We start from the raw sequence: 25,728 nt of genomic DNA on the forward strand, positions 1-25,728 counted from the left end.
CTGTATATTTATACAATTTTCTTCTATACTTACGTTTTTAAAAACATAAAAAAGCATCTAACTTCGATGCTTTTCAAATAAGTTAAACAATCCTTTTCCGAATCGAACTTGAAATCAAATCAATTATAATTACCATTAAAATGATACCTAATAAAATAATCCCAACACGAGACCAATTCCGTGAACTCAGCGCAAAAATTAAAGGTGTACCAATCCCTCCTGCTCCAATAACCCCTAAAATCGCAGCGGATCGTACATTAATTTCAAATCTGTATAACGTATACGATAGAAAATCCGGTAACACTTGTGGTAACACTGCATACCAAAGTATTTGAAAACGGTTTGCTCCTGTTGCTAGTAACGCTTCCGTCGGTCCATTATCTATGTTTTCAATTCCTTCTGAATATAGTTTCCCTAACATTCCAATAGAATGTAATCCTAAGGCCAATACTCCTGCAAAAGAGCCTGGACCAACAGCTTTTATAAATAAAAGAGCCATAACTAATTCAGGAAACGTACGAACAAAACTAAGTACAAATTTCCCAGATCCTGAAGTTAATTTTCCACTACTCATATTCGTTGCCGCCCAAAAGGCAAACGGAACAGATAAAAATGCAGAAATAAATGTACCTAATATTGCAATTGCCAACGTATCAATTAATCCATGTAATAAATCTTCACCATCTGGCAAAGATACATACGACCAGTCTGGATTCAATATCCCTGTCATAATTGCTTTCGTAATTTCACCTGCTGTGTCCTTTATCCCCTCTAATGGCACTCCTGAAAAGGCCCATGCATATACAACTGTAAGTGCTATTAAAATAATCCAGCGATATATACTCGGTTTCTTCGGTTTTGGCACAATCATCGTCGTTCTATTCATTATAGTTTCTCCCGCAACAATGTACTAATGTAGTCAATTAACAAAACAACAATAAGGGTATAAATAATTATAGAAGCAGTTTGTTTATATTGTAAAAATCCAAGTGTACGATCATAATATAATCCAATACCACCTGCTCCTACTAAACCTAGGACAGCCGCTGCACGTACATTCACCTCAAATGTATATAGTACATAGGAAACAAAGTGTGCTTTTACTTGTGGAATGACTCCATAAACAATCCATTGCACCTTATTAGCCCCTACAGCTGTCATCGCTTCTAGTGGGCCCGGGTCAATTGATTCAATTGATTCATACAACAATTTCGCCACGAGCCCAATTGAGAAAAAAGTAAGAGCTAAAATACCCGGAAGTGGTCCTATTCCAAAAATAGCTACGAAAATTGCCGCTAATAATAAATCTGGTATCGTTCGAATAAAATTTAAAATCAATCGAGCTGGACTGTATAAAAATGTACTAGTAAACACATTACTTGCCGCAAACAGTGCAAGTGGAATAGCTAAAATCGCTCCTAAAGTCGTCCCAATAATCGCCATACGTATTGTATCTAACATTGCTGTTGTAATAACTTGAAAATAACTCCAATCTGGCGGCACCATTTCTTTTAACAAATCCATCATATTAGGAAAACCAACTACTAGCTTTGAAAATGATGCGTCGACCTGTATACTACTTCCCCACAACAGTAAAATGACTAGAATAAACGTTAACATATGTTTTAACTTACTCGGCGGCTTCGGTATCGATTTCGAATATATCGTTACGTCACTCATTTAACTGCCACCTCTAACAATTCATTTTTCTGTGCTACATCTCCATAAATTTCAGCAAATTTTTCATCTGTCGCCTCTTCTACTGAACCATCAAAAACAATTTCTCCTGCATGTAATCCAATAATACGTGTCGCATATTGCCTAGCTAAATCAATAGAATGCAAATTCACAATTGTTGTAATTCCAAAATCTTCATTGATTTTTTTCAAATCATTTAATACTTGCTTTGTCGTAAGTGGATCTAACGATGCAACAGGCTCATCTGCCAATATGATTTTTGCTTCTTGTGCCAATGCTCTAGCTATTGATACACGTTGCTGTTGTCCTCCTGATAATTCATCAGCACGTGCATATGCTTTTTCTAAAATATTCACTCTTTTTAACGCTTGAAATGCGAGCTCCACATCTTCTTTCGGAAACAAACCTAACGTTGTACGTAATGTGGAATGATATCCAATACGACCAGCTAATACATTTTTTAATACTGTTGATCGCTTTACAAGATTAAAACTTTGGAAGATCATACCGATATCCCGGCGCATACGCCTTAATTCTTTTCCTTTCGCAGCAGTAATAGACTCACCTTCAATAATGATTTCTCCTTCGGTAATCTCATGAAGACGATTTACAGATCTGAGAAGTGTAGATTTTCCAGCTCCAGACAGCCCTACCATTACAACAAACTCACCTTTTTGAATTTTCAAGTTTATATTATTCAATCCTTTTGTACCATTTGGATACACTTTGGAGACATTTCGAAACTCTATCACACATCTTACCTACCTTCTATGTATTCAAAATGGCAAACTAACTGAAAACATCCCCTTTCAGCTAGCTGCCATTTTCATATGTATTATTGCGTTTTTACTTTCTTCCCATATTCACGAACGATATCAAATTTACTATCATCAGATTTAACATATCCTTCATGTGAATATACTTCTTTAATGATTTTGTGACCTTCCTCATTCTTTCCAATTTCAATGAAAGCATCTTGTAATTTCTTGCTCCACTCTGCATCTAAATCAGATCGTACAGAAATTGTATCGTTCGGAATTTTCTCAGTAAATTTCACTATTTTCGTTTGATCAAATATATTCGGATAATCTTTTTTTACAATATTACGAGCATCTTGGAATACAACAGCCGCATCTACGTCACCATTTAAAAGAGCAATAAGCGACTGATCGTGACCTTTTAATGTAACAGGTTTCACATCTTTTAACGGATCAATTCCCTCTTTTAATAGAACAGCTGCAGGCCATACATACCCTGCTGATGATGTTACATCTTGATAACCAATCTTTTTACCTTTTAAATCTTTTACACTATTTATATTAGAGTCTTTTTTAACAACAAACTCAGATTTATAATAATCTACTAAATCTTTTGTAGGAGCTCCCGTTTCATCATCTACTCCAAAACGTTGTGCTTGTAAAATTACATTTGCAGCCTTCTTTTCATGTGCTAATACGTACGCTGTTGGCGGTAAAAATCCTACATCTACTTGTTTAGATGCCATCGCTTCTACAATTGTATTGTAGTTCGTTGAAATACTAACTTTTACTGGAATATTTAACTTATCACTTAATAGCTTCTCAAGCGGTTTTGCCTTCGCCTCTAACGTATCCGCATTTTGAGAAGGAACAAATTGAACATTTAAAGTCTTCGGTACATACCCTTTTTTCGTATCTTCATTTTTACTTGCACTTGACTCTTTCGTCCCGCAGCCACTTAATAATCCCGCTGCTAGTACAACTGTTGTGCTCATTGCAAAAACTTTTTTCAACATGTTAATGCCTCCATTTTTCATTGTTATAAAATAACCTTTCATAAACATGAAGAAATATATCACATATTTTTTACAAATAATTGATTATTTACAGAATCTTTACACATTCTATACACTCACATTAAAATTCTCTTCACATATTTGATATGATGAATTGGAAGATAACAATAGAAAAGGTGAGTCATATTGGAACAAAATCAAACTGTAACTTTAAACATCTTATTAACAAGCGATATACATGGCACTGTTTATCCTATTCACTACCAAGATAACTCCCCAGCAGAACTTGGTTTAGCTAAAATTTCTACTCTTATAAAAAAAGAACGTTCCAAAAATAGAAACGTTCTTTTAATTGATAATGGCGACTTTATTCAAGGCACACCATTTACTTATCATTATGTTACATACGAAAAAAACAAAAAAAACCCAATGTCCTTATTAGCGAATTACTTACAGTATGACGCTGCAATTATCGGCAATCATGAATTTAATTACGGGATGGATATATTAAATAATGCTGTGACTACTGCGAACTTCCCGTACCTATCAGCAAACATTTTAGATAAAAACAGTAAAAAACCTTATTTCGGGAAACCATATGTAATAAAACATATTGAATCAAATATAAAAATTGCTATTTTAGGGGTGACAACGCATTACATTCCCAATTGGGAACAACCCCATCACATTAAAGATTTACTATTTGAAGATGCATTAAAGACTACAAAAGAATGGGTTTCTTACATTCGCAAACATGAGAAACCAGATTTACTAGTCGTAGCGTATCACGGGGGAGTTGAACGAGATTTACAAACCGGGGTACCGACTGAAGTGTTAACAGGAGAAAACCAAGGATATGCAATGTGCCATGAAATTGAAGGTATAGATCTTTTACTAACAGGTCATCAACACCGAGAAATTTCTCACACAATGGCTAACGGTGTAACAATTTTACAGACTGGATGCAATGGACACTCAGTTGGAAAAGTAAAAATAACATTCGAAAAAACAAAACATAAATGGGTGAAAAAAGAGAGTTCTTCTGAATTATTATCTGTACAAGGAGTTGAGACGGACCAAGATGTACTTTCATTGGTAGCCGATTACGAAGAGAAAACACAAAAGTGGCTTGATCAACCTATTGGAATCATTCAAGGGGGCATGCAAATTTCAGATGCTATGCAAACTCGTTTGCATGATCATCCTTTTATCGAATTCATAAATAAAATACAGATGGATATAGCTAATGTATCAATTTCTTGTACAAGTTTGTTCCATAATACATCTCCAGGTTTCACGGAACATGTAACAATGCGTGACATCGTTTCTAATTATATTTATCCAAACACATTAAAAGTAATTAGAATAACTGGAGCAGATATAAAAAACGCTCTTGAACTCTCTGCTTCTTATTTCACATTAAAAACAGATGGATCCATCACCGTAAGTCCTACCTACATAGAACCAAAGCCACAACATTATAATTATGATATGTGGGAAGGGATTTCATACGTATTAAACATTTCAAAACCAATTGGTGAAAGAGTAGAATCTTTACAGCATGACAGTGCTCCTCTTAATATGAATGAAGAATATGACGTTGTAATGAATAATTATCGTGCAAGTGGCGGGGGAAATTTCTTTATGTTTCAAAACAAACCAGTAGTAAAAGATATACCCACAGATATGTCTGAACTTATCGCTAATTATATATTGGAACATAAAACGATAGAAGCAACAGTTAATAACAACTGGAAAGTTATTAAATAACGATTTTTACAAATAAAAAAGATGGGCTTCGCCCATCTTTTAATTTAATTTTGCATTATCTTGCTTTTTTAAAGCTTTTAATTTCGTCGGTGTAACATCTGTACCTTCTTCGTTAACAACTTTAATACCTTTAAGTTCGTTTAACATATTTTGACGAAATCCTTTTAAATATTGTTCACGTAGCGATTGACGCTCACGTTGCTCTTCTTCAGTTAAACCTTCAGCTTTTGCTTTTTTCGCTAAGAAGTTAATGCGTTCAACGAGTTCGTGATTAATCATCTCGAATCCCCCTTCTAATCAAAACTGATTATTATCATACAATAGTTACTCTTCTTTATCAAGCAATTGCTTCGTATACTCTACATATCTACGATGTACAGTTGCCTTTGAAACATTATGACCAAATCCACGTAATGTTGCTGCAATTTCTTCAAACGTGAGTTCACTTTTTCGCAAACGTACAATTTCCTCAATTGGCACTTCTTTTTTCTCTCTTCCTACACTTAAATGACGATTTTTTAAATTTTTTTCTGGACGATAACCTTTTTCTACTGCACGTTGCATACCTCGTTTAATTTTCATATTATGAATCTTTCTTTGATATTCTTCAACAATACCAATAATATCTAATACCATCGAATCAGAATCCGACAATTGTAATTCACCATTATGTGTATGCGTATATACTTTTATGCCTTCTTTATGTAAACAATGCATTAACGCGATCTTCGCATTTCCTCTACCAAGACGCGTTTCATCTTGTATAAGTAACACATCAATTTGTTCGTCTCGAATTGTATCCAACACCTCTAATATACCGTCACGTTCAATTGTATATCCACTAGCCTGCTCTTCAATCACCTTAGTAACATTCATTTGATAGCGCTCAGCTAAATGCAATAATTCATCTTTTTGACGTAATAATGATGTTTCTTGCGCTTCTTTCGTTGTACTCACACGTGCATAAATAATTGCATTCATTTTGAACCCCTCTTTCTCCCTATTATTTCCCTATAGTGTAACATAAATCCGCCATTTGTTCGAACTTATGTTTGTAGAATGTTTTTTCACATGTTATACTTATTAATAAGAAAAATGAAAGAAAACGAGGTGTTAGAAAACATGGAAAAGTTAACGAAACGCCAGCAAGACATTCTCGACTTTATTAAGCTAAAAGTACAAGAAAAAGGATATCCACCTTCCGTACGTGAAATTGGTCAAGCAGTCGGCCTCGCTTCTAGTTCTACAGTGCACGGACATTTATCACGATTAGAAGAAAAAGGATACATTCGACGCGATCCAACAAAACCACGTGCCATTGAAATTTTAGGTGAAGACCGAATGGATACGGAAACACAATCTGTTATTCAAGTTCCAATTGTCGGAAAAGTTACTGCCGGTTTACCAATTACAGCGGTTGAAAGCGTAGAGGAACATTTCCCACTTCCAGCTAGTATTGTTGCTGGAGCAGACCAAGTGTTCATGTTACGTATTTCTGGAGATAGTATGATTGAAGCTGGTATTTTCGATGGAGATTTAGTTGTTGTTCGCCAACAACAGTCTGCATATAATGGTGAAATTGTAGTCGCTTTAACAGAAGATAACGAAGCAACTGTTAAACGTTTCTATAAAGAAAAAGACCATTTCCGTCTACAACCAGAAAACTCTTCATTAGAACCTATCATTTTAAAACAAGTGTCAGTTATCGGGAAAGTAATTGGCGTATATCGTGATTTACATTAAAAATAATAAAAAGAAGATAATTACCTTATTTATATACGGTAATTATCTTCTTTTTTTGTATTTTGATAGATTTCCATACATTCTATTTCTTATTAACGAGTTTCAATCGTCACATCTCCCGCAGCCGTTTTACCACTAATCTTTTTACTACCATTGCCAATTGTTACGTTATTATTTTCTTCATTAAAAATTGTTACATCTCCGGCAGCACTTTGCCCAGTAATTACCGCATCTTGTGGTTTTTCCGATAAAGTAATATCTATATCTCCCGCAGTTGAACTTGCTTCTAGATTATACTTAGAATCATGATCTTGAATATTTATTTCCCCACTTGTTGTTTTTGCGGTCACTTTCCCTAATACCTTCTTAAAGTTCACCTCACCAGCTTTTGTCGATCCCTCCACATTCTTAGCCGTTACTTGTTTCAACTCTACTTCTCCAGCAAGTGTTCTAACACTTACGCTATCACTTTTCACATCACTCATTTCGATTTGTCCAGCAGATGAATTTACTTTTACATCTTGATAAGAGCGTTCGGGCACAAGGAGAGTCAATTTAGACGTTTGAAACCTAAAATCATAAAAAGAAAAATCAAATGAAGCACCTTTTTCTCTTTCCCCAATAATTTTTAATGTGTCACCATCTTCTGCAATACGAATCTCTTGTTTACGTACATCTCCTGATTGCTTTACATAAAAAGAAGAATCAGGAGATTTTTGGATAACAATATCTCCGGCATCTAACTTAACTTCTATATTTTTTAATGTTTCGTTTTTAATTACATCTTCTTTATCGCCTTTTTCAGCAGTTTGTACTGCTTTTTCATATGTTTGGGAAATTCCTATTACTCCAATAATGATACAAGCGATAGCGATTAAAAATAGTTTTTTCATCATTTACTCTCCTTTTATCATTTTGAAGTTCCATATTACATATCGTACACACAATCTCTTAAACCACTTTGTACTATAAAAAGCGATAATACATAACAATAAACCTACTCCCACAAACGTTATACTAACGAAAAGATCCAACCATATAAAAGTACCCATAAACACTTTTCCAATAACGAGAAATGGTGTTACTACACTAGCAATACCACCAATCCAAAAAGAAAATATAAAAGCAACAATTGCAACTAACGGGCCTAACACAATAATAAAATTAAACAAACTAAGTCCAATCGCTGCCATAACAGCTCTTGTCACATTTGAAGTCGATGGATTTTTTTTCATTTCATCGAAGCGATACATCGCAAGTAACTCTTTTGCGATTACTTTCGGAGAACCAAGGCCCTGAATTATTTCTGATTCAGTTTTCCCCTCTTCTAGTCCAAACTGAAAGTGCTCCTCATAATCCAATAAAATATCTTGCCTCTCTTCCTCTGGTAACTTTCTAAGATAACTTAATAATTCTTTAAGAAACCCTTCTTTACTCATCCCATTCCACCCCTTCAATAATTTCTTGTACCCCTTTCGCAAAATCACGCCATTCTGTTACTAACAAATGAAATTGCGTCTCCCCTCGCTCTGTTAATTGATAATATTTACGAGGTGGCCCTTCCGTAGATTCCTTTAAATACGTTTGAAAATACCCTTCTTTCGTCAAACGACGTAATAAAGGGTATACTGATCCTTCCGATATTAAAAATTTATTAGAGATTTGCTGAACAAGTTCATAACCGTAACTATCTTTACGTTTTACAAGTGCTAATACACAAAGTTCAAGCACACCTTTTTTAAACTGAACGTTCAAGTGCCATCCTCCTTCCCTATCTTAGTACTGTTCAATACACGGTACCTGATTTATCCATAATATACCACTTAGTATTGTTTATTGCAAGGTACTAAGCTATATTTATTCCCTAAATTTAGAAAATGAACTAACGAAATTCTGAATAAGACTGTGTTATAACTGAGCATCATTACGTTAATATCATTGAGTAATAATCTGATTCACAAGCCACAAACTTATAGCCTTGCAGATGAGGACATAAAAATCATCGCTCGCGTTGTACAAGGCAGTAAAGAATTATTAAGTTTTAGCACAAGTGATTAAAAAAGATAAGATCAATTCTTTTGAAAAGATTTTCTTAGTAACATGATTCAAAATAACCAAAAACAATCCATTATCTAGTAGTTAACATATCCAATAACTTCACTAAAAAAACCCTGATACCGTAGTATCAAGGCTTTTTCATTTCACAAATTATATAAAACTTACATTTATCTGATAATGTTTTTCTATGATATCACTACTTGTTATTAATTATTGGCTTTTATGTGGCTGTTTTTCATTTTGCAACCATATAAAATTGTAATAATAGGGAATTAAAAAACCCTTGATACGAGTTGTATCAAGGGTTCAAGCCTCTTAGTAAAGAGACATATATTGATCGCGTTCCCATTGGTGAACTTGTGTTCTAAAGATATCCCACTCAATCTCTTTCGCTTCGATGAAGTGCTCAAGTAAGTGTTCTCCTAGTGCACCGCATACTACTTCATTAGATTGTAATGTAACTAACGCTTGCGCTAATGTTGCTGGTAAGTCAACGATACCTGCTTCTTCGCGCTCTTCTTTTGTCATTACATAGATGTTACGGTCTACTGCAGCTGGTGGAGTTAATTTGTTTTTAATTCCATCAAGACCTGCAGCTAATAATGTAGCCATTACTAAATATGGGTTTGCAGCTGGGTCAACACTACGTACTTCTACGCGTGTACTAATACCACGAGATGCAGGGATACGTACTAACGGGCTACGGTTTTGTGCAGACCATGCTACGTAACAAGGCGCTTCATATCCAGGTACTAGACGTTTATATGAGTTTACAGTTGGATTTGCTATCGCTGTAAATGCTGGTGCATGTTTTAAAATACCTGCGATGAAGTGACGAGCATCATCACTTAGTTGTAAGTCACCGTTTGCATCAAAGAATACGTTCTCACCATTTTTAAATAATGATAAGTTACAGTGCATACCTGAACCGTTCACACCGTATAGTGGTTTCGGCATAAATGTTGCGTGTAAACCATGTTTACGAGCAATTGTTTTTACAACAAGTTTGAATGTTTGAATGTCATCACATGAGCGAATTGCATTTGCATATTTAAAGTCAATTTCATGCTGCCCTGGAGCAACCTCATGGTGAGATGCTTCAATTTCAAATCCCATTTCTTCAAGTTCAAGAACGATATCACGACGACAGTTTTCCCCTAGATCCATCGGCGCAAGGTCGAAGTATCCACCGTTATCGTTTAATTCTAATGTTGGATTTCCTTTTTCATCAACCTTAAATAGGAAGAATTCTGGCTCTGGTCCAAGATTGAAGTCTGAAAATCCTAAAGCTTCCATTTCTTTTAACACACGTTTTAAGTTGTTACGTGGGTCTCCATCAAATGGAGTGCCATCTGCATTGTAAATATCACAGATTAGTCGAGCTACTTTACCTTTTTCAGCTGTCCAAGGGAAAATTACCCAAGTGTCTAAATCAGGATATAAATACATATCAGATTCTTCAATACGTACGAAACCTTCAATCGAAGATCCATCAAACATCATTTTGTTATCAAGAGCTTTCGTTAATTGTCTCACTGGAATCTCTACGTTTTTAATTACCCCTAAAAGGTCCGTAAATTGTAAACGGATATACTTTACATTCTCTTCTTTCGCCAAACGGAAAATATCTTCTTTTGTGTATCTAGACATTATAAATTCCTCCTTAGTCCCTCTAATCGCCTTCAGAATCAGTTATCTTTAGTGAAAAAATCTTGAAATGTCACCTTGTCGCAATGAAGTTCGATTGAATCTACCTGTATGTTGTAGTTCATCTCGAAGTATTTTGCGAAGCTCAGTTTTTGAAATTTCTTTCGTTTCTTCTTTTACTTTCACTGCTTCTGTTTGATTTTCTTTCATTAGTAACACTTGCTTAATACCAGCCATATTCAAGCCTTGATCTAACAAATCTTTAATCTCTAACAACTTATCTACATCGTTAAATGAAAATAATCTACGATTCCCCTTTGTACGGGTTGGAGAAACAAGATTATGCTCTTCATAGTAGCGAATTTGACGTGCAGACAATTGTGTTAAATCCATAACAATACCAATTGGAAACAGCGGGGCAGAACGTCTATCTTCTTTCATTTTTCAGTTCCTCCTTCGCCTTAACTGCTTCTCATTTTATAACATGTTATGTTTAGTGTCAATAGATGTTAGCTTTTCTTACATGATTTTTTATAAATTTTTTCATTCTTTTTTCTAATCGCAGAAATCGTTACTTTTATACGAAAAAAGCTGCCGATATCGACAGCTCCCCTTTAAGAAATTGTTAATAAATTCTTTTCAATCAATTCATCAATCGCAGAACAAATCGCAATTTTAACATGCGAATACGTTAATCCACCTTGCACATATGCAACATACGGTGGTCTAATCGGACCATCAGCAGACAATTCAATACTTGCACCTTGAATAAATGTTCCCGCCGCCATAATTACATCATCTTCATAACCTGGCATATAGTTTGCATACGGAGTAAAATGCGAATTAATTGGAGATGCATATTGAATCGCTTGGCAGAAGGCAACCATACGGTCTTTATCATCAAATTGAACAGATTGAATTAAGTCTGTTCTTGGTGCATTCCACGCTGGTGACGTGTTCATTCCTAACTTTTCTAAAAACGCAGCTGTAAAAATTGCACCTTTCAGCGCTTGTCCTGCAACATGTGGCGCTAAGAAGAACCCTTGATACATTTCTTGCAGACTGTATAAAGACGCTCCAGCTTCCGCACCAATTCCCGGAGATGTTAAACGATATGCACACGCTTCAACATACTGTTCTTTACCGACAATGTAACCACCAGTTTTTACAATTCCCCCGCCTGGGTTTTTAATAAGCGAACCCGCCATTAAATCTGCACCAACATGACACGGCTCTTGCTCTTCAATAAACTCCCCATAACAATTATCTACAAACACAACAACATCAGGTTTAATTTCTTTAACAAACGCGATCATCTCTTTAATTTGAGAAATAGTAAACGATGGACGAGTAGCATAACCTTTCGAGCGCTGAATACCGATCATTTTCGTATTACTATGAATCGCTGCTGCAACAGCTTCAAAATCAACAAGCCCACCTTCAGTTAGCGGAACTGCATTGTAACCAATATTATATTCTTTAAATGAACCTACACCTTTCCCACGCACACCAACGATTTCCTCTAACGTATCATACGGTTTCCCAGTAATGTACAATAACTCATCTCCTGGACGTAAAATACCGAATAACGCTGTAGAAATAGCGTGAGTACCTGAAATAATTTGCGGACGAACAAGTCCAGCTTCCGCCCCAAATACATCAGCATACACTTTTTCTAACGTATCACGGCCAATATCATCATAACCATAACCTGTCGTCGGGATAAAATGCGAGTCACTAATTTTATGTTTACGAAAACTTTCTAATACACGAAACTGATTACTTTCAATTACTTCATCCGCACGTTTATGTACTTCTGTAATCTGATTCTCTACTTCTTTTACGATTGGAGCAATTTTTTCTCCATTTTTCAAACGATCAAACATTTTTATTTTCTCCTTCTTCCACTAAAAATCTCTTTAATTGCACATTAAGCGATGAATGAGTAAAAATATACCCTGCACAATCATATACAAATTTATCTTCCAGAAACTCCATCTTTGCTAATAGCGTTTCCGTCTTTAAAAGCGTTAATAACTTACCTTCACTCGGAGGGATTTCTACTCGATAACGATCCATTTCTTTCTTCATTTTCATTTCTATCGCTTCTTTTATACGCAATAAATCACTTTCTTCAAAAGCACTAGTCATTAAGAAATCACTTTTCGGAAACGGAATAAAGTTTTGATGTAATTCATCTTTTTTATTATATAACGTAATAATAGGAATATGATTAATTTCAAGTTCTGATAATAATCGTTTTACTGTTTTTTCATGCCCTATGTAGTTAGGATCCGCAGAATCAACTACATGTAAAATAACATCTGCTTCCCCCGCTTCTTCCAGTGTTGAACGAAAAGCAGCAATTAATGAAGTGGGTAAATCTTGTATAAAACCAACAGTATCAGTTAGTAATACTGTATAACCAGAAGGTAACGGCATCTTCCTCGTCGTTGGGTCTAGTGTTGCAAACAGAAGGTTTTCTTCAAACGTATTAGCTTCCGTTAATCTATTAAACAGTGTCGATTTCCCTGCATTTGTATAGCCTATTAATGAAATTTGAAATACTTTATTGTCTTTTCTTCTCTCACGATATCTTTTTCGGTGTTCCACAACAACTGCAAGTTGTTTCTTTATTTCATCAATACGCGATCGAATATGACGACGATCCGTCTCAAGTTTCGTCTCACCCGGTCCTCTCGTTCCAATACCACCACCAAGACGTGATAAGGACAACCCTTGCCCCATAAGACGTGGCATTGTATATTGCAACTGAGCTAATTCCACTTGAAGCTTACCTTCCCTCGACTTCGCACGTTGCGCAAAAATATCTAGTATTAGTTGCGTTCGATCAATTACTCTCGCATCTAATACTGAGGATAAATTCCGAATTTGACTCGGCGTTAATTCATTATTAAATATAATAACATCCGGCTCTAATTCTTCAGTTAGCATTGTAAGCTCTTCTAATTTCCCTTTACCTATGTAAGTTGCCGGATGAAACTTTGGTCGTTTTTGCGTTGTTGAAGCTAACACTTCCGCTCTCGCAGTCTTAGCTAGTGATGCAAGCTCTTTCATGGAATGCATAAATTTTTCATCATCATCTTGCGGCAATTGACAGCCTACTAATATGACTTTTTCTTTTTCTTCCATCAAATATGTTCACTCATCCTTTTCGAAATTTAAACCTTCTAATATAATAGCAGAGGAAGCACATTTCATCTAGTTAGCGGGGGAGAAAATTCATGGCATGGGAGATTTTTAGCATCATAGGCACAATCGCTTTCGCACTAAGCGGAGCCATTGTTGCAATGGAAGAGGATTATGATATTTTCGGGGTGTATATTTTAGGAATGGCAACCGCATTTGGGGGAGGTGCCCTTCGTAATTTATTAATCGGTTATCCGATTGTCGCGTTTTGGCAACAAGACATGTTATTCCAAATCGCACTTTTATCAATGACTATTATTTTTCTTTTTCCAAATAAGTTAATTAGTCATTGGAAAAAGTGGGAAAATATCACTGACGCTATCGGCTTATCAGCATTTGCTGTACAAGGAGCATTATATGCTCAAAAATTAAATTTACCAATTAGTGCCACAATCGTGGCAGCTGTTTTAACTGGTATCGGCGGCGGTATCATTCGCGACCTTTTAGCCCGCAGAAAACCTCTCGTTCTTCGAGCTGAAGTATATGCCTTTTGGACAATTTTAGCAGGTTTCTTAATTGGCGCTCAAATTATTGTTAGCGATTGGGCCCTTTACATTTTATTCATTTTAATTGTTTGCTTCCGCATGGTTTCTATTCATTACAAATGGCATTTACCGCACAGACGTATCGAAACGAAAGAACGTTCAATGCATAAATAGCAATCTAACCTCTTTACATATCGTAAAGAGGTTTTTCTTTTCTAACGATTTTTTCTTTATATAATGTTTATACTAATTTTTAAAGTGAGGTGAATACAAATGACAAACCACGTTAATAAAGGAGCTCAAAAAAGTTCAGTAAACCAATTTGGACACGACCCTAATTCAGCACACGAAAAGAGCGCTAAAATGGAACGCTTCCATAAAGCGCACCAAGAAAAAGCAAAAAAAGAGTAAACGAACTTATACACAAAAATAGACGCACAGTTTATGTACTGTGCGTCTCCTCTTCGAGCATCAAATCCATACTCGATATTCCAATTAAATCATTTTTATCATACGTATCTTCTTGCAACAACCGCATCGCCTGTGTACGAATTGATTTTTCAACAATATTCCGTACATATCGCCCATTACTAAACGATGTAATTTGCGACGAATACTTCACCGCATGTAAATGATCCCTAAATTTCCATTCAGCTTCTTTTGATAACTGATATTCACGATCTTCATACATTCTCTTTCCAATTTCCAATAGCTGATTTACCGAGTAATCCGCAAATTCAATAATAAATGGAAAACGAGATTGCAGCCCTGGATTTAATGAAAGAAAGTGATTCATCTCTCTTGAATATCCAGCTAAAATCAATACAAAACCATGTTGTTTATCTTCCATATGTTTTACAAGCGTATCAATTGCTTCTTTTCCAAAGTCCTTCTCTCCTCCTCGAGCTAAAGAATACGCCTCATCAATAAACAAAATACCTCCCATTGCTTTTTTTATTAAGTCTCTTGTTTTTTGAGCTGTATGGCCGATGTACTCTCCTACAAGATCAGCACGTTCAGCTTCAACCAAGTGGCCTTTCGATAGAATATTCATCTCAAACAGCAATTTTCCTATCATTCTAGCAACAGTTGTCTTCCCTGTACCCGGATTCCCTTTAAACAGCATATGAAGCACTTGCTTCTCAGACTTCAATCCCTTCTCTTGTCTTTTTTTATTCACATAAATCCAAGCATATATTTCTTTTATTATCTTTTTTATATCATCCATCCCAACAAGCTTCCCCATCTCTTCTTCAATTCTCTGCAGCATTTCATGTTTAATTGTAGTTTCATTTGAAATTACCGTTTTATTTTCTGCGGCTGGCAAAGAAATTTTCTTTCGATGGTTTAACACAATATTAATTTGATTGTTGTTTTTCTTTCGCATCGATTGTTCCATACAATCACCTCATTTTATCCCGCTATTTGCGAGCAGTAAGACTCCCACCTCGACATTCAGCAAACGCTTGGTATTTAAGCGGGAGCTAACCGCCCGTAAATGCCCGATTGGTTCAACTAATAATCGCAGAGGATGAACAAAATCCCCACTGATTATAGTTTCACTTTATCCACTCACCAAATATTATTATTCCTGTCCCCCTTGTAAATGCCTATTTTCAGAAAAGTTTGCTATAATATAAGAAATAATTAAGGTGGTGGGACTATGGAGACAACGGAATTCCATGATACAATACAAGCCTTTTCTATTTTTTTATTGAATAAAGGCCGAAAACCCTCAACTATTAAACGTTATGTTTATGACGTTGAAGACTTCGGACATTGGTTAGAAAAAAACAAAAAGCTCCCTTCCAGTAATATATGGGCTACACTTTGTACAAAAGACTACGAAGATTACTTTTCCGATTTAAAAACGAATCGACATTACTCAGAAAAAACGATGCATCGTGTATTTACTGTATTAAATAGAATGCATCACTTTCTAAACATTCCCAATCCATTGAAGAATATGGAAATATCTATTCAACCAGACCGTACACTTCGTAACGAAGATTTCATTTCACCTGATGAAGAAAAAAGATTAAAGTATATAGTCACTTCATTAGAAGGACTTTCAGAAAAACAACTTCCTGTGCGCCCTTTATTAATGGATCGCAATATTGCTATTTTAAATCTATTGATAGACTACGGTTTATCCTTACAGGAACTTACAGCATTAACAATGCATCACGTTCACTTTGAAACTAATACATTATCAATCCCAGCAACCGCAGGTGTAGAAAGAACAATTACATTAGCAAAAGAAGACAAAAAACAACTATATACTTATTACAAAAGCATCCCAGAACCAGTTCGTCCTAAATACCATAGTGATGATCCATTATTTGTCGCATTCGATTTTAACCGTGGAACATACAGGTGGGTATATGAAAATGATGCACCAAAGGCATTAACGGAAATTGCTATACAAAAAATGATTCGCCTCGAAGTGGCTAGAGCCAATTTACGTAAAGGAATTTCAGGACAACATTTTCGTAACACCTATATTTTAAACTTAATAAAAAAAGAAACTCCTGAATCAGAAATTATAAAACTCGCTGGATTCAAATCAAAAATTTCCTTAAAGCGATATTATCAATACGCAGAAAATAGAAAAAACGCCTTATTGTAAGGCGTTTTTTCTATTTTTTCTTTAAACAAACGATTTTACTATGACCATTTAACTAATTTCTGCATCTACTATGATGAGTTTCGTTCACATTTTCGTGAGAAAGGAGAGATTTAATGTCTCGTTATAACGACAATCAAAACAAATTCTCCAAACCATGCTTTCCAAGTAGCGCCGGACGAATCCCGAATACTCCATCAATCCCAATTACTAAAGCTCAACTTAGAACATTTCGTGCGATTATTATTGATTTAACAAAAATAATCCCAAAACTTTTCGCAAATCCATCTCCCCAAAATATTGAAGACCTAATCGATACATTGAACCTACTGAGTAAATTTATTTGTTCACTAGACGCTACTTCCTCCCTGAAAGCACAAGGGTTAGCTATTATTAAAAACTTAATAACTATATTAAGAAATCCAACCTTTGTAGCAAGCGCTGTATTTATTGAGCTTCAAAATCTCATTAACTATTTACTATACATTACAAAATTATTCCGAATTGACCCTTGCACACTTCAAGAGCTCCTTAAATTAATAGCAGCATTACAAACTGCTCTAGTTAATTCTGCTTCGTTCATTCAAGGACCTACCGGACCTACTGGACCAGCAGGCGCTACTGGTGCCACTGGGCCTCGAGGTAACACGGGCGCTACTGGCGCTACCGGTGCCACTGGACCTCGAGGTAACACTGGCGCTACTGGCGCTACTGGACCTCAAGGTAACACGGGCGCTACTGGTGCCACTGGACCTCAAGGTAACACGGGCGCTACCGGTGCCACTGGACCTCAAGGTAACACGGGCGCTACTGGCGCTACCGGTGCCACTGGGCCTCGAGGTAACACAGGCGCTACCGGTGCCACTGGGCCTCGAGGTAATACGGGCGCTACTGGTGCCACTGGACCTCAAGGTAACACGGGCGCTACTGGCGCTACCGGTGCCACTGGGCCTCGAGGTAACACGGGCGCTACTGGCGCTACCGGTGCCACTGGGCCTCGAGGTAACACGGGCGCTACTGGCGCTACCGGTGCCACTGGGCCTCAAGGTAACACGGGCGCTACTGGCGCTACCGGTGCCACTGGGCCTCAAGGTAACACGGGTGCTACTGGTATAGGAGTTACCGGACCTACTGGACCTTCTGGCGGGCCTCCTGGACCTACTGGACCTACTGGACCTCAGGGACCTCAAGGTAACACAGGTGCTACTGGTGCTACTGGACCTCAAGGTGTTCAAGGTAACACAGGTGCTACTGGTGCCACTGGACCTCAAGGTGTTCAAGGTAACACAGGTGCTACTGGCGCTACTGGACCTCAAGGTGTTCAAGGTAACACAGGCGCTACTGGTGCTACTGGACCTCAAGGTGCTCAAGGTAACACGGTGCTACTGGTGCTACTGGACCTCAAGGTGTTCAAGGTAACACAGGTGCTACTGGTGCCACTGGACCTCAAGGTGTTCAAGGTAACACAGGTGCTACTGGCGCTACTGGACCTCAAGGTGTTCAAGGTAACACAGGCGCTACTGGTGCTACTGGACCTCAAGGTGCTCAAGGTAACACGGGTGCTACTGGTGCTACTGGACCTCAAGGCGCTCAAGGTAACACAGGCGCTACTGGTGCTACTGGACCTCAAGGTGCTCAAGGTAACACGGGTGCTACTGGTGCTACTGGACCTCAAGGCGCTCAAGGTAACACAGGTGCTACTGGTGCTACTGGACCTCAAGGCGCTCAAGGTAACACAGGTGCTACTGGTGCTACTGGACCTCAAGGCGCTCAAGGTAACACAGGTGCTACTGGTGCTACTGGACCTCAAGGTGTTCAAGGTAACACAGGTGCTACTGGCGCTACTGGACCTCAAGGTGTTCAAGGTAACACAGGCGCTACTGGTGCTACTGGACCTCAAGGTGCTCAAGGTAACACGGGTGCTACTGGTGCTACTGGACCTCAAGGTGTTCAAGGTAACACAGGTGCTACTGGTGCCACTGGACCTCAAGGTGCTCAAGGTAACACAGGTGCTACCGGCGCTACTGGTGCTACTGGACCTCAAGGTGTTCAAGGTAACACAGGTGCTACTGGTGCCACTGGACCTCAAGGTGTTCAAGGTAACACGGGTGCTACTGGACCTCAAGGTGCTCAAGGTAACACGGGTGCTACTGGTGCTACTGGTGCTACTGGACCTCAAGGTGTTCAAGGTAACACAGGTGCTACTGGTGCCACTGGACCTCAAGGTGCTCAAGGTAACACAGGTGCTACTGGTGCCACTGGACCTCAAGGCGTTCAAGGTAACACAGGTGCTACTGGTGCCACTGGACCTCAAGGTGTTCAAGGTAACACGGGTGCTACTGGACCTCAAGGTGCTCAAGGTAACACGGGTGCTACTGGTGCTACTGGACCTCAAGGTGTTCAAGGTAACACAGGTGCTACTGGTGCCACTGGACCTCAAGGTGTTCAAGGTAACACGGGTGCTACTGGACCTCAAGGTGCTCAAGGTAACACGGGTGCTACTGGTGCTACTGGACCTCAAGGTGTTCAAGGTAACACAGGTGCTACTGGTGCCACTGGACCTCAAGGTGCTCAAGGTAACACAGGTGCTACTGGTGCCACTGGACCTCAAGGTGTTCAAGGTAACACAGGTGCTACTGGTGCCACTGGACCTCAAGGTGTTCAAGGTAACACAGGTGCCACTGGACCTCAAGGTGTTCAAGGTAACACAGGTGCTACTGGTGCCACTGGACCTCAAGGTGTTCAAGGTAACACAGGTGCTACTGGTGCCACTGGACCTCAAGGTGTTCAAGGTAACACAGGTGCTACTGGTGCCACTGGACCTCAAGGTGTTCAAGGTAACACAGGTGCTACTGGTGCCACTGGACCTCAAGGTGTTCAAGGTAACACAGGTGCTACTGGTGCCACTGGACCTCAAGGTGTTCAAGGTAACACAGGTGCTACTGGTGCCACTGGACCTCAAGGTGTTCAAGGTAACACAGGCGCTACCGGCGCTACTGGTGCTACTGGACCTCAAGGTATTCAAGGTAACACAGGTGCTACTGGCGCTACTGGACCTCAAGGCGCTCAAGGTAACACAGGTGCTACTGGTGCCACTGGACCTCAAGGTGTTCAAGGTAACACAGGCGCTACCGGCGCTACTGGTGCTACTGGACCTCAAGGTGTTCAAGGTAACACAGGCGCTACCGGCGCTACTGGACCTCAAGGTGCTCAAGGTAACACGGGTGCTACTGGTGCCACTGGACCTCAAGGTGTTCAAGGTAACACAGGCGCTACCGGGCCTCAAGGCATTCAAGGACCAACGGGTGCTACCGGCGCTACTGGCATAGGAGTTACTGGACCTACTGGACCTTCTGGTGGACCTACCGGACCTACTGGGCCTACTGGACCTAGCTTCCCTATAGCAACAATTGTTGTAACAAACAATATTCAGCAAACAGTACTGCAATTTAATAATTTTATTTTTAGTACTGCAATTAACGTAAACAATATTATCTTCAACGGCACAGATACAGTTACTGTTATTAACGGTGGTATTTATGTAATTAGCGTATCCATTTCTACAACTGCGCCAGGATGCGCTCCACTCGGAGTAGGAATTTCAATTAATGGAGCAGTCGCAACTGATAATTTCTCTTCAAATTTAATAGGCGACTCACTTTCATTTACTACAATAGAAACATTAGCAGCTGGTGCAAGAATCTCTGTCCAATCTACACTTAATGAGATTACGATCCCTGCAACAGGAAATACTAACATCCGCCTTACTGTATTTAGAATCGCTTAAATTTCACTATATATTGTTTATGACAAATAAAAAAAGAGCGAGGAAACTCGCTCTTTTTTGTTATGTACAATAATTCATTACTATTCTAATTCAATTGAAACATTTTTTTGTGGTACAAATGTAGAAATTGCATGTTTATAAATAAGCTGTTGCTTACCTTCTGTTTCCAGCAGGACTGTAAAATTATCAAATCCTTTAATTAGTCCACGAAGCTGGAAACCATTTAATAAGTACAGCGTAACAAACGTATTTTCTTTACGGAGTTGATTTAAAAACTGATCTTGAATATTGATTGATTGCTTCATGTCGAATCCTCCTCTTTTTCTCTACTTACTATTATTCGACTTTACTTGTAACTTTCCTTCTATGTATCGTAAAATTTCTGACGTTTTTTCACCGTTTGTAACATCAAACCACGTGACATCCATTTTATTACGGAACCACGTTAATTGACGCTTTGCATAACGACGCGAATTCGTCTTTAATTGTGATACCGCATCTTCTAAAGAAACTCGATTCTCAAAATAATCATAGATTTCTTTATATCCAATCGCTTGAATAGATTGACAATCTCGTATCCCTCTATTATACAGCCCTTCTACTTCCTCTAATAGGCCTTGTTCCATCATCAAATCCACTCGTAAGTTAATGCGATCGTATAGCATTTCTCGATCCATTGTCAAGCCAATTAATGAAACATCATAGAGTAACTCTTTTTCTTGTTTCTCAATTTGTTCACTCATTTTTTCACCCGTTGTGCGAAAAATTTCTAAAGCCCGAATGACACGTCGTACATTATTTGCATGAATACGCTCCGCACTTTCTGGATCTACTTCTTGCAATTTTTTATGTACATATTCCACACCGCGTTCTAAAGCTAACTTTTCCATTTGCTCTCGGTATATCACATCACCAGCATCATCTGTAAACTGATAATCGAATAAAACAGATTGTATATAAAGACCGGTCCCACCAACTATAATTGGTAATTTACCACGTTCTGTAATTTCTCGAATATGCTTGCGAACACGTTCTTGAAATTCCGCGACAGAAAATGAATCTTCCGGATTTTTTATATCGATCATATAATGTGGAATTCCGTCCATCTCTGCTTTTGTTACCTTTGCAGTTCCAATATCCATCGTTCGATAGATCTGCATGGAATCACCACTAATAATTTCACCGTTCAACGCTTTGGCAAGATTGATACTTAACTTCGTCTTTCCAACAGCAGTTGGTCCAATGATGACAGCAACTTTTTCACGTTGCACTTCTCCCATATCATTCAACTCTCTTTATGTAATATACTCCATCTATTGATTATACCCAATCTTACCAATTTTAACGGCATGATTGCAAGTTCTTTCATTTCGGTACATGAAATTATACAGAAAAAAGAACATAGTTTGTCCAATTCTGCATATACATGATAAAAATAGTTTCGAGAGGATGAGTTAACTATGAAACAATCCACCCTCAATTTTTCATCTTTGACAAAAGACCTCATTTTAGCTACTTCTATAAAAGAACAAAATTGTTCACAAGAGGAATTATACTTCGCCCTAAATTGTTTACTACGGGCTTTTCATTCTACCCTTCATGAAACAACATTACATCCAGAAAATAAAAATACAGAATATATACAAACGCAATTTTGCAGTGCATATAAAATTATTACAGGTAAAACTATTTATCCATTTCAATAATCCATAAAAAGCGGCTGCTTACATAATTTCAAGCAACCGCTTTTTATATTAATATCGATAACCTATTGTATAACTTTCACTTTTACAGATTTGCGCCCCCAGCTATTAGCACTACCATCTGAACCGACTAATACATCAATACGATTTCCTTTAATCGCACCACCAGTGTCTCCAGCAATCGCTTCTCCATATCCTTCTACCCATACTTTTGATCCAAGCGGAATTACTTTCGGATCAACAGCAATTACTTTCATATTTGGATTTGCTGTTAAATCATGCCCCATTGCAGTTAATACACGACCACCATACGAACCATTCTCACTCGGATCTGCTGTATATGCCGTCGCTTCTACTGTAATTTCACGACCACCAGTAGGCGCACTTGTTTCAGTAGATTTTGCAACTGGTTTTGCAGCCGGTTTTTCTTTTACCACAGGTTTACTTGATTCTACATTCTTAATAGAATCGTTACTCTTAACAGACTCTTTATTCTTAACTACTGTATTATTTTTAACCGGCGTATTTGTTCTAGCTGGCGCTTCTTCTTGAGCTACAACCTCTTTCTTTTCGATTACAGGTGCTGTTCCTGTTAAAAATGGCACGTGAACATATCCAACTTTTCCATTGTAGTCAAATTGTAACCATTCATTTTGAACTTGATTCGTCGTTTCAATCACATCATTTTTATTAAGTTTACCTAAAATTTCAGAATCAGTATTCGCTCCAGCACGAACATTTAATACGCCCGCCGTTACATAATATGTGCTCTTTGTAAAATCGGCACTTACAAACGCTTCCTTACCGTTCAACTTAATTTTTGTCCATCCATTTTCTGTATTTATAACATCTAGTGTATTCCCACTTAACACTTTACCTACAAGCTTTGACTCTACATTTGGGTTTTCTCTAACATTTAATACGTCTGTTGTTACAATTGTTTCCGCTTTAGCAGAACCCGCAAAAATCCCAAGACCAAAAACTGCTGCTGTTGCTATACCTAATAATTTTTTCATGAATAGCCTCCATTTGCTTTGTTTTCGTATTTTCATTATAGCAACAGATTTTTAGAATTTTTAGAAATCACACAATTACAAAGCATTCGTAATATACGATTAACGAGTTGTAACATAAATTTCCATATTAATAAAATGTATTTCTCATACAATCTCCAGTGGTTTTCATATATTTTTCATATACGAGCACAAGAACTTTTTTCCAGAAAAAATTACAGTGTTACTTTTTTGTTACAAAAAATTCACAATTCGTTATATCTTTTACCAAAAAACATCAATATTTAATTGTTAACCTATTTTTTTGTAATAAAAAGAGAGCAGCTACTAAAAGCTGCTCTCTTTTCATTTGTTATTGAACTTTCTTTTTCCAAACACCTAGCATAATAGCCGAGACAATCGTTCCAATTAATATAGAGAAAATATATAGTAACGGTTTATTTACTAACGCTATTACAAATAATCCACCATGCGGTGCTGGTAATGTAATTTGGAATAACATAGATAACGCACCTGCAATACTTGAACCAACAACACAACTTACAATTACTCGAACCGGATCTGCAGCTGCAAACGGAATCGCACCTTCTGTAATGAACGATGCTCCCATAATATAATTTGTTAAACCAGATTTACGTTCCGCTTCTGTAAACTTTGATTTAAAGAATGTAGTTGCAAATGCAATCGCAAGTGGCGGTACCATACCACCAGCCATAACTGCTGAGTGCACTCCAAAATTCTGTGCTTCTATTGCAGCAATACCAAACGTAAACGCCGCTTTATTAATTGGACCACCCATATCAATTGCCATCATACCACCTAAAATAAGACCTAGTAATATAGCATTCGTACCGTTTAAACCATTTAACCACCCTGTCAACATTTCATTTAATGCTACTACAGGCGGAATCACTGCTTTTTGCATTACAACTCCTGTAATCAATAATCCAAAGACTGGATATAACAAAACAGGTTTAATTCCTTCTAATTGTACTGGTAGTCCTGAAAATAATCTTTTCAACCCTAAAACAACATATCCAGCTAAGAAACCAGCAATTAATCCACCTAAAAAGCCAGCATTCGCATTCGCCGCTAAAAATCCACCTACAACACCAGGCATAAAACCAGGACGATCAGCAATAGAACTTGCAATAAATCCAGCTAAAATTGGTACAAGGAATAAAAACGCACCTGTTTTTCCTCCACCAATTGACATGAACAATTCAGCTAAAGGACCTTCCGCCTTTATACCACCAAACGAAAACGCTAGCGCTATTAAAATCCCGCCGCCAACAACGAATGGAAGCATATTACTTACGCCATTCATTAAATGCTTATAAATTCCTAATCCTTTTTCTTTTTCCGTACTTTCTGCCTTTCCATCTTCTTTTACACCTTTAAAGATTGGTGCATCTTGCTTTACAGCTCGATTAAGAAGCGTTTCCGTTTTTCTAATCCCATCAGCGACTGGTACTTGAATGACATGCTTCCCAGCGAAACGGTTCATTTCTACTTGTTTATCTGCTGCTACGATAATAGCTGTTGCTCGTTCAATGTCTTCTTTTGTTAAACCGTTTTTTATACCTGTTGATCCGTTCGTTTCAACTTTAATTGCGATTCCTAGCTCTGCTGCTTTTGCTTTCAAGCTATCTGCGGCCATATACGTGTGAGCGATTCCAGTTGGGCAAGCCGTAACTGCCAATACGTACGGTTCATTTCCTTCTGGTTTGGCGACTTCAATCTCTTCTTCTTTTTCATTCTCTTTTTCATCAAATAGTTGAAGAAGCTCACTTTCATCCTTCGCTTCTAATAGTTGCTTGCGAAACCCTTCATCCATTAATAATGTCGATAAACGAGACAACGTTTCTAAATGAGTATTATTCGCTCCTTCACTTGCAGCAATCATAAAGAATAAGTGTGCAGGCTGTCCGTCGAGCGACTCATAATTGATACCGCTTACACTTCTACCAAAACAAATCGATGGTTGTTTAACAGCCTTTGTCTTCGCATGAGGTATTGCAATACCTTCCCCTATTCCAGTCGTACTTTGGGACTCCCGCTTTAAAATAGCTTCTTTAAATTCCATTTTACTATTTAAACGATTTGCCCCATTTAATTTCTCAACTAATTCATCTATGACAGCTTCTTTATTTGAAGCTGTCAAATCCATAATGACTGTATCCCTTTTTAATAGTTCTGTAATTTTCATATGTT

At 37.7% G+C, this 25,728-nt stretch carries 24 protein-coding genes and 1 pseudogene; 7 read left to right on the forward strand and 18 right to left on the reverse strand.

Annotated features, from left to right (window positions below):
* Positions 1-82 precede the first annotated feature (82 nt).
* The 4 genes from phnE (NST27_RS18005) to NST27_RS18020 all read right to left on the reverse strand — a co-directional run bounded on the left by phnE (NST27_RS18005) (position 83) and on the right by NST27_RS18020 (position 3,472).
* Complete coding sequence (gene phnE / locus NST27_RS18005) at positions 83-886, reverse strand: phosphonate ABC transporter, permease protein PhnE (RefSeq protein WP_001082386.1); 804 nt, start codon at positions 884-886, stop codon at positions 83-85.
* On the reverse strand, positions 886-1,680 hold the full coding sequence (phnE, locus tag NST27_RS18010; RefSeq protein WP_047386637.1) for a phosphonate ABC transporter, permease protein PhnE: 795 nt from the start codon (positions 1,678-1,680) through the stop codon (positions 886-888). The genes phnE (NST27_RS18005) and phnE (NST27_RS18010) overlap by 1 nt, the downstream gene beginning before the upstream one ends.
* Positions 1,677-2,450, reverse strand: a complete 774-nt coding sequence (gene phnC / locus NST27_RS18015) for a phosphonate ABC transporter ATP-binding protein (RefSeq protein WP_000569246.1) — start codon at positions 2,448-2,450, stop codon at positions 1,677-1,679. The genes phnE (NST27_RS18010) and phnC overlap by 4 nt, the downstream gene beginning before the upstream one ends.
* An 83-nt stretch (positions 2,451-2,533) precedes the next feature.
* Positions 2,534-3,472, reverse strand: a complete 939-nt coding sequence (locus NST27_RS18020; RefSeq protein WP_000915058.1) for a phosphate/phosphite/phosphonate ABC transporter substrate-binding protein — start codon at positions 3,470-3,472, stop codon at positions 2,534-2,536.
* Between the two features lie 186 nt (positions 3,473-3,658).
* Here NST27_RS18020 and NST27_RS18025 point away from each other — a divergent pair, with 186 nt between their 5' ends.
* Entirely contained in the window at positions 3,659-5,242 is a 1,584-nt protein-coding gene (locus tag NST27_RS18025; RefSeq protein WP_047386639.1) for a bifunctional metallophosphatase/5'-nucleotidase, read from the forward strand.
* A gap of 39 nt (positions 5,243-5,281) precedes the next feature.
* On the opposite strand, the gene NST27_RS18030 is transcribed toward NST27_RS18025, so the two are convergent.
* Together NST27_RS18030 and NST27_RS18035 are read right to left on the reverse strand one after the other, a co-directional pair.
* On the reverse strand, positions 5,282-5,521 hold the full coding sequence (locus NST27_RS18030) for a DUF896 domain-containing protein (protein WP_000607015.1): 240 nt from the start codon (positions 5,519-5,521) through the stop codon (positions 5,282-5,284).
* A 45-nt stretch (positions 5,522-5,566) separates the two neighbouring features.
* A complete protein-coding gene (locus NST27_RS18035) occupies positions 5,567-6,223 on the reverse strand; it encodes a YneB family resolvase-like protein (protein WP_000991472.1) in 657 nt (218 codons plus the stop codon).
* A gap of 141 nt (positions 6,224-6,364) precedes the next feature.
* On the opposite strand from NST27_RS18035, the gene lexA reads away from it, so the two are divergent.
* Positions 6,365-6,985 (forward strand): transcriptional repressor LexA, encoded by a 621-nt coding sequence (gene lexA, locus NST27_RS18040; RefSeq protein ID WP_000413738.1) that lies wholly within the window; start codon positions 6,365-6,367, stop codon positions 6,983-6,985.
* Between the two features lie 92 nt (positions 6,986-7,077).
* On the opposite strand, the gene NST27_RS18045 is transcribed toward lexA, so the two are convergent.
* From NST27_RS18045 to hflX, 7 genes are all read right to left on the reverse strand, one after another.
* Positions 7,078-7,881, reverse strand: a complete 804-nt coding sequence (locus NST27_RS18045) for a DUF4097 family beta strand repeat-containing protein (protein ID WP_001986547.1) — start codon at positions 7,879-7,881, stop codon at positions 7,078-7,080.
* Complete coding sequence (locus tag NST27_RS18050) at positions 7,882-8,424, reverse strand: DUF1700 domain-containing protein (protein ID WP_000031379.1); 543 nt, start codon at positions 8,422-8,424, stop codon at positions 7,882-7,884.
* Positions 8,417-8,740: a PadR family transcriptional regulator gene (locus NST27_RS18055; protein ID WP_001102632.1), complete on the reverse strand. Its 324-nt coding sequence runs from the start codon at positions 8,738-8,740 to the stop codon at positions 8,417-8,419. Before NST27_RS18055 ends, NST27_RS18050 begins: the two co-directional genes overlap by 8 nt.
* A gap of 618 nt (positions 8,741-9,358) precedes the next feature.
* Entirely contained in the window at positions 9,359-10,693 is a 1,335-nt protein-coding gene (gene glnA, locus NST27_RS18060; RefSeq protein ID WP_000092763.1) for a type I glutamate--ammonia ligase, read from the reverse strand.
* Positions 10,694-10,741: 48 nt separating this feature from the next.
* Positions 10,742-11,131 carry a transcriptional repressor GlnR gene (gene glnR, locus NST27_RS18065; protein WP_000656783.1) on the reverse strand — a complete coding sequence of 130 codons (390 nt, stop codon included), beginning with the start codon at positions 11,129-11,131 and terminating at the stop codon, positions 10,742-10,744.
* A 173-nt stretch (positions 11,132-11,304) separates the two neighbouring features.
* A complete protein-coding gene (locus NST27_RS18070; protein ID WP_000460282.1) occupies positions 11,305-12,576 on the reverse strand; it encodes a methionine gamma-lyase family protein in 1,272 nt (423 codons plus the stop codon).
* The gene (gene hflX, locus NST27_RS18075; RefSeq protein WP_000391411.1) at positions 12,569-13,843 is read right to left on the reverse strand and encodes a GTPase HflX; all 1,275 of its coding nucleotides are present in this window, start codon (positions 13,841-13,843) and stop codon (positions 12,569-12,571) included. Before hflX ends, NST27_RS18070 begins: the two co-directional genes overlap by 8 nt.
* A 92-nt stretch (positions 13,844-13,935) precedes the next feature.
* Here hflX and NST27_RS18080 point away from each other — a divergent pair, with 92 nt between their 5' ends.
* Both NST27_RS18080 and NST27_RS18085 read left to right on the forward strand, forming a co-directional pair.
* Positions 13,936-14,559 carry a trimeric intracellular cation channel family protein gene (locus NST27_RS18080; RefSeq protein WP_000312274.1) on the forward strand — a complete coding sequence of 208 codons (624 nt, stop codon included), beginning with the start codon at positions 13,936-13,938 and terminating at the stop codon, positions 14,557-14,559.
* A gap of 99 nt (positions 14,560-14,658) precedes the next feature.
* Positions 14,659-14,796, forward strand: coding sequence for a hypothetical protein (locus NST27_RS18085; protein ID WP_000181505.1), 138 nt, complete (start codon positions 14,659-14,661; stop codon positions 14,794-14,796).
* A gap of 31 nt (positions 14,797-14,827) precedes the next feature.
* Here NST27_RS18085 and spoVK read toward each other — a convergent pair whose 3' ends face one another.
* Complete coding sequence (gene spoVK, locus NST27_RS18090) at positions 14,828-15,784, reverse strand: stage V sporulation protein K (protein ID WP_000438177.1); 957 nt, start codon at positions 15,782-15,784, stop codon at positions 14,828-14,830.
* A 264-nt stretch (positions 15,785-16,048) separates the two neighbouring features.
* Between spoVK and NST27_RS18095 the strand changes: the two genes are divergently transcribed.
* Together NST27_RS18095 and NST27_RS18100 are read left to right on the forward strand one after the other, a co-directional pair.
* Positions 16,049-17,014 carry a tyrosine-type recombinase/integrase gene (locus NST27_RS18095; RefSeq protein ID WP_000450331.1) on the forward strand — a complete coding sequence of 322 codons (966 nt, stop codon included), beginning with the start codon at positions 16,049-16,051 and terminating at the stop codon, positions 17,012-17,014.
* Between the two features lie 113 nt (positions 17,015-17,127).
* A pseudogene (locus NST27_RS18100) lies at positions 17,128-20,798 on the forward strand (Gly-Xaa-Xaa repeat protein).
* Between the two features lie 80 nt (positions 20,799-20,878).
* Here the strand turns inward: NST27_RS18100 and hfq are convergent.
* Positions 20,879-21,103: an RNA chaperone Hfq gene (hfq, locus tag NST27_RS18105; RefSeq protein WP_000813896.1), complete on the reverse strand. Its 225-nt coding sequence runs from the start codon at positions 21,101-21,103 to the stop codon at positions 20,879-20,881.
* Positions 21,104-21,124: 21 nt separating this feature from the next.
* A complete protein-coding gene (miaA, locus tag NST27_RS18110) occupies positions 21,125-22,078 on the reverse strand; it encodes a tRNA (adenosine(37)-N6)-dimethylallyltransferase MiaA (protein ID WP_000504958.1) in 954 nt (317 codons plus the stop codon).
* Between the two features lie 180 nt (positions 22,079-22,258).
* On the opposite strand from miaA, the gene NST27_RS18115 reads away from it, so the two are divergent.
* The gene (locus NST27_RS18115; protein WP_000814435.1) at positions 22,259-22,504 is read left to right on the forward strand and encodes a hypothetical protein; all 246 of its coding nucleotides are present in this window, start codon (positions 22,259-22,261) and stop codon (positions 22,502-22,504) included.
* 62 nt (positions 22,505-22,566) lie between these two features.
* On the opposite strand, the gene entD is transcribed toward NST27_RS18115, so the two are convergent.
* Entirely contained in the window at positions 22,567-23,517 is a 951-nt protein-coding gene (entD, locus tag NST27_RS18120) for a cell wall-binding protein EntD (RefSeq protein ID WP_000734613.1), read from the reverse strand.
* Positions 23,518-23,866: 349 nt separating this feature from the next.
* The gene (locus tag NST27_RS18125) at positions 23,867-25,723 is read right to left on the reverse strand and encodes a PTS fructose transporter subunit IIABC (protein WP_000704595.1); all 1,857 of its coding nucleotides are present in this window, start codon (positions 25,721-25,723) and stop codon (positions 23,867-23,869) included.
* Positions 25,724-25,728: the final 5 nt, after the last annotated feature.

Origin of the sequence: Bacillus sp. FSL W8-0770 (assembly GCF_038008705.1) — a bacterium.
Taxonomy (GTDB): domain Bacteria; phylum Bacillota; class Bacilli; order Bacillales; family Bacillaceae_G; genus Bacillus_A; species Bacillus_A cereus.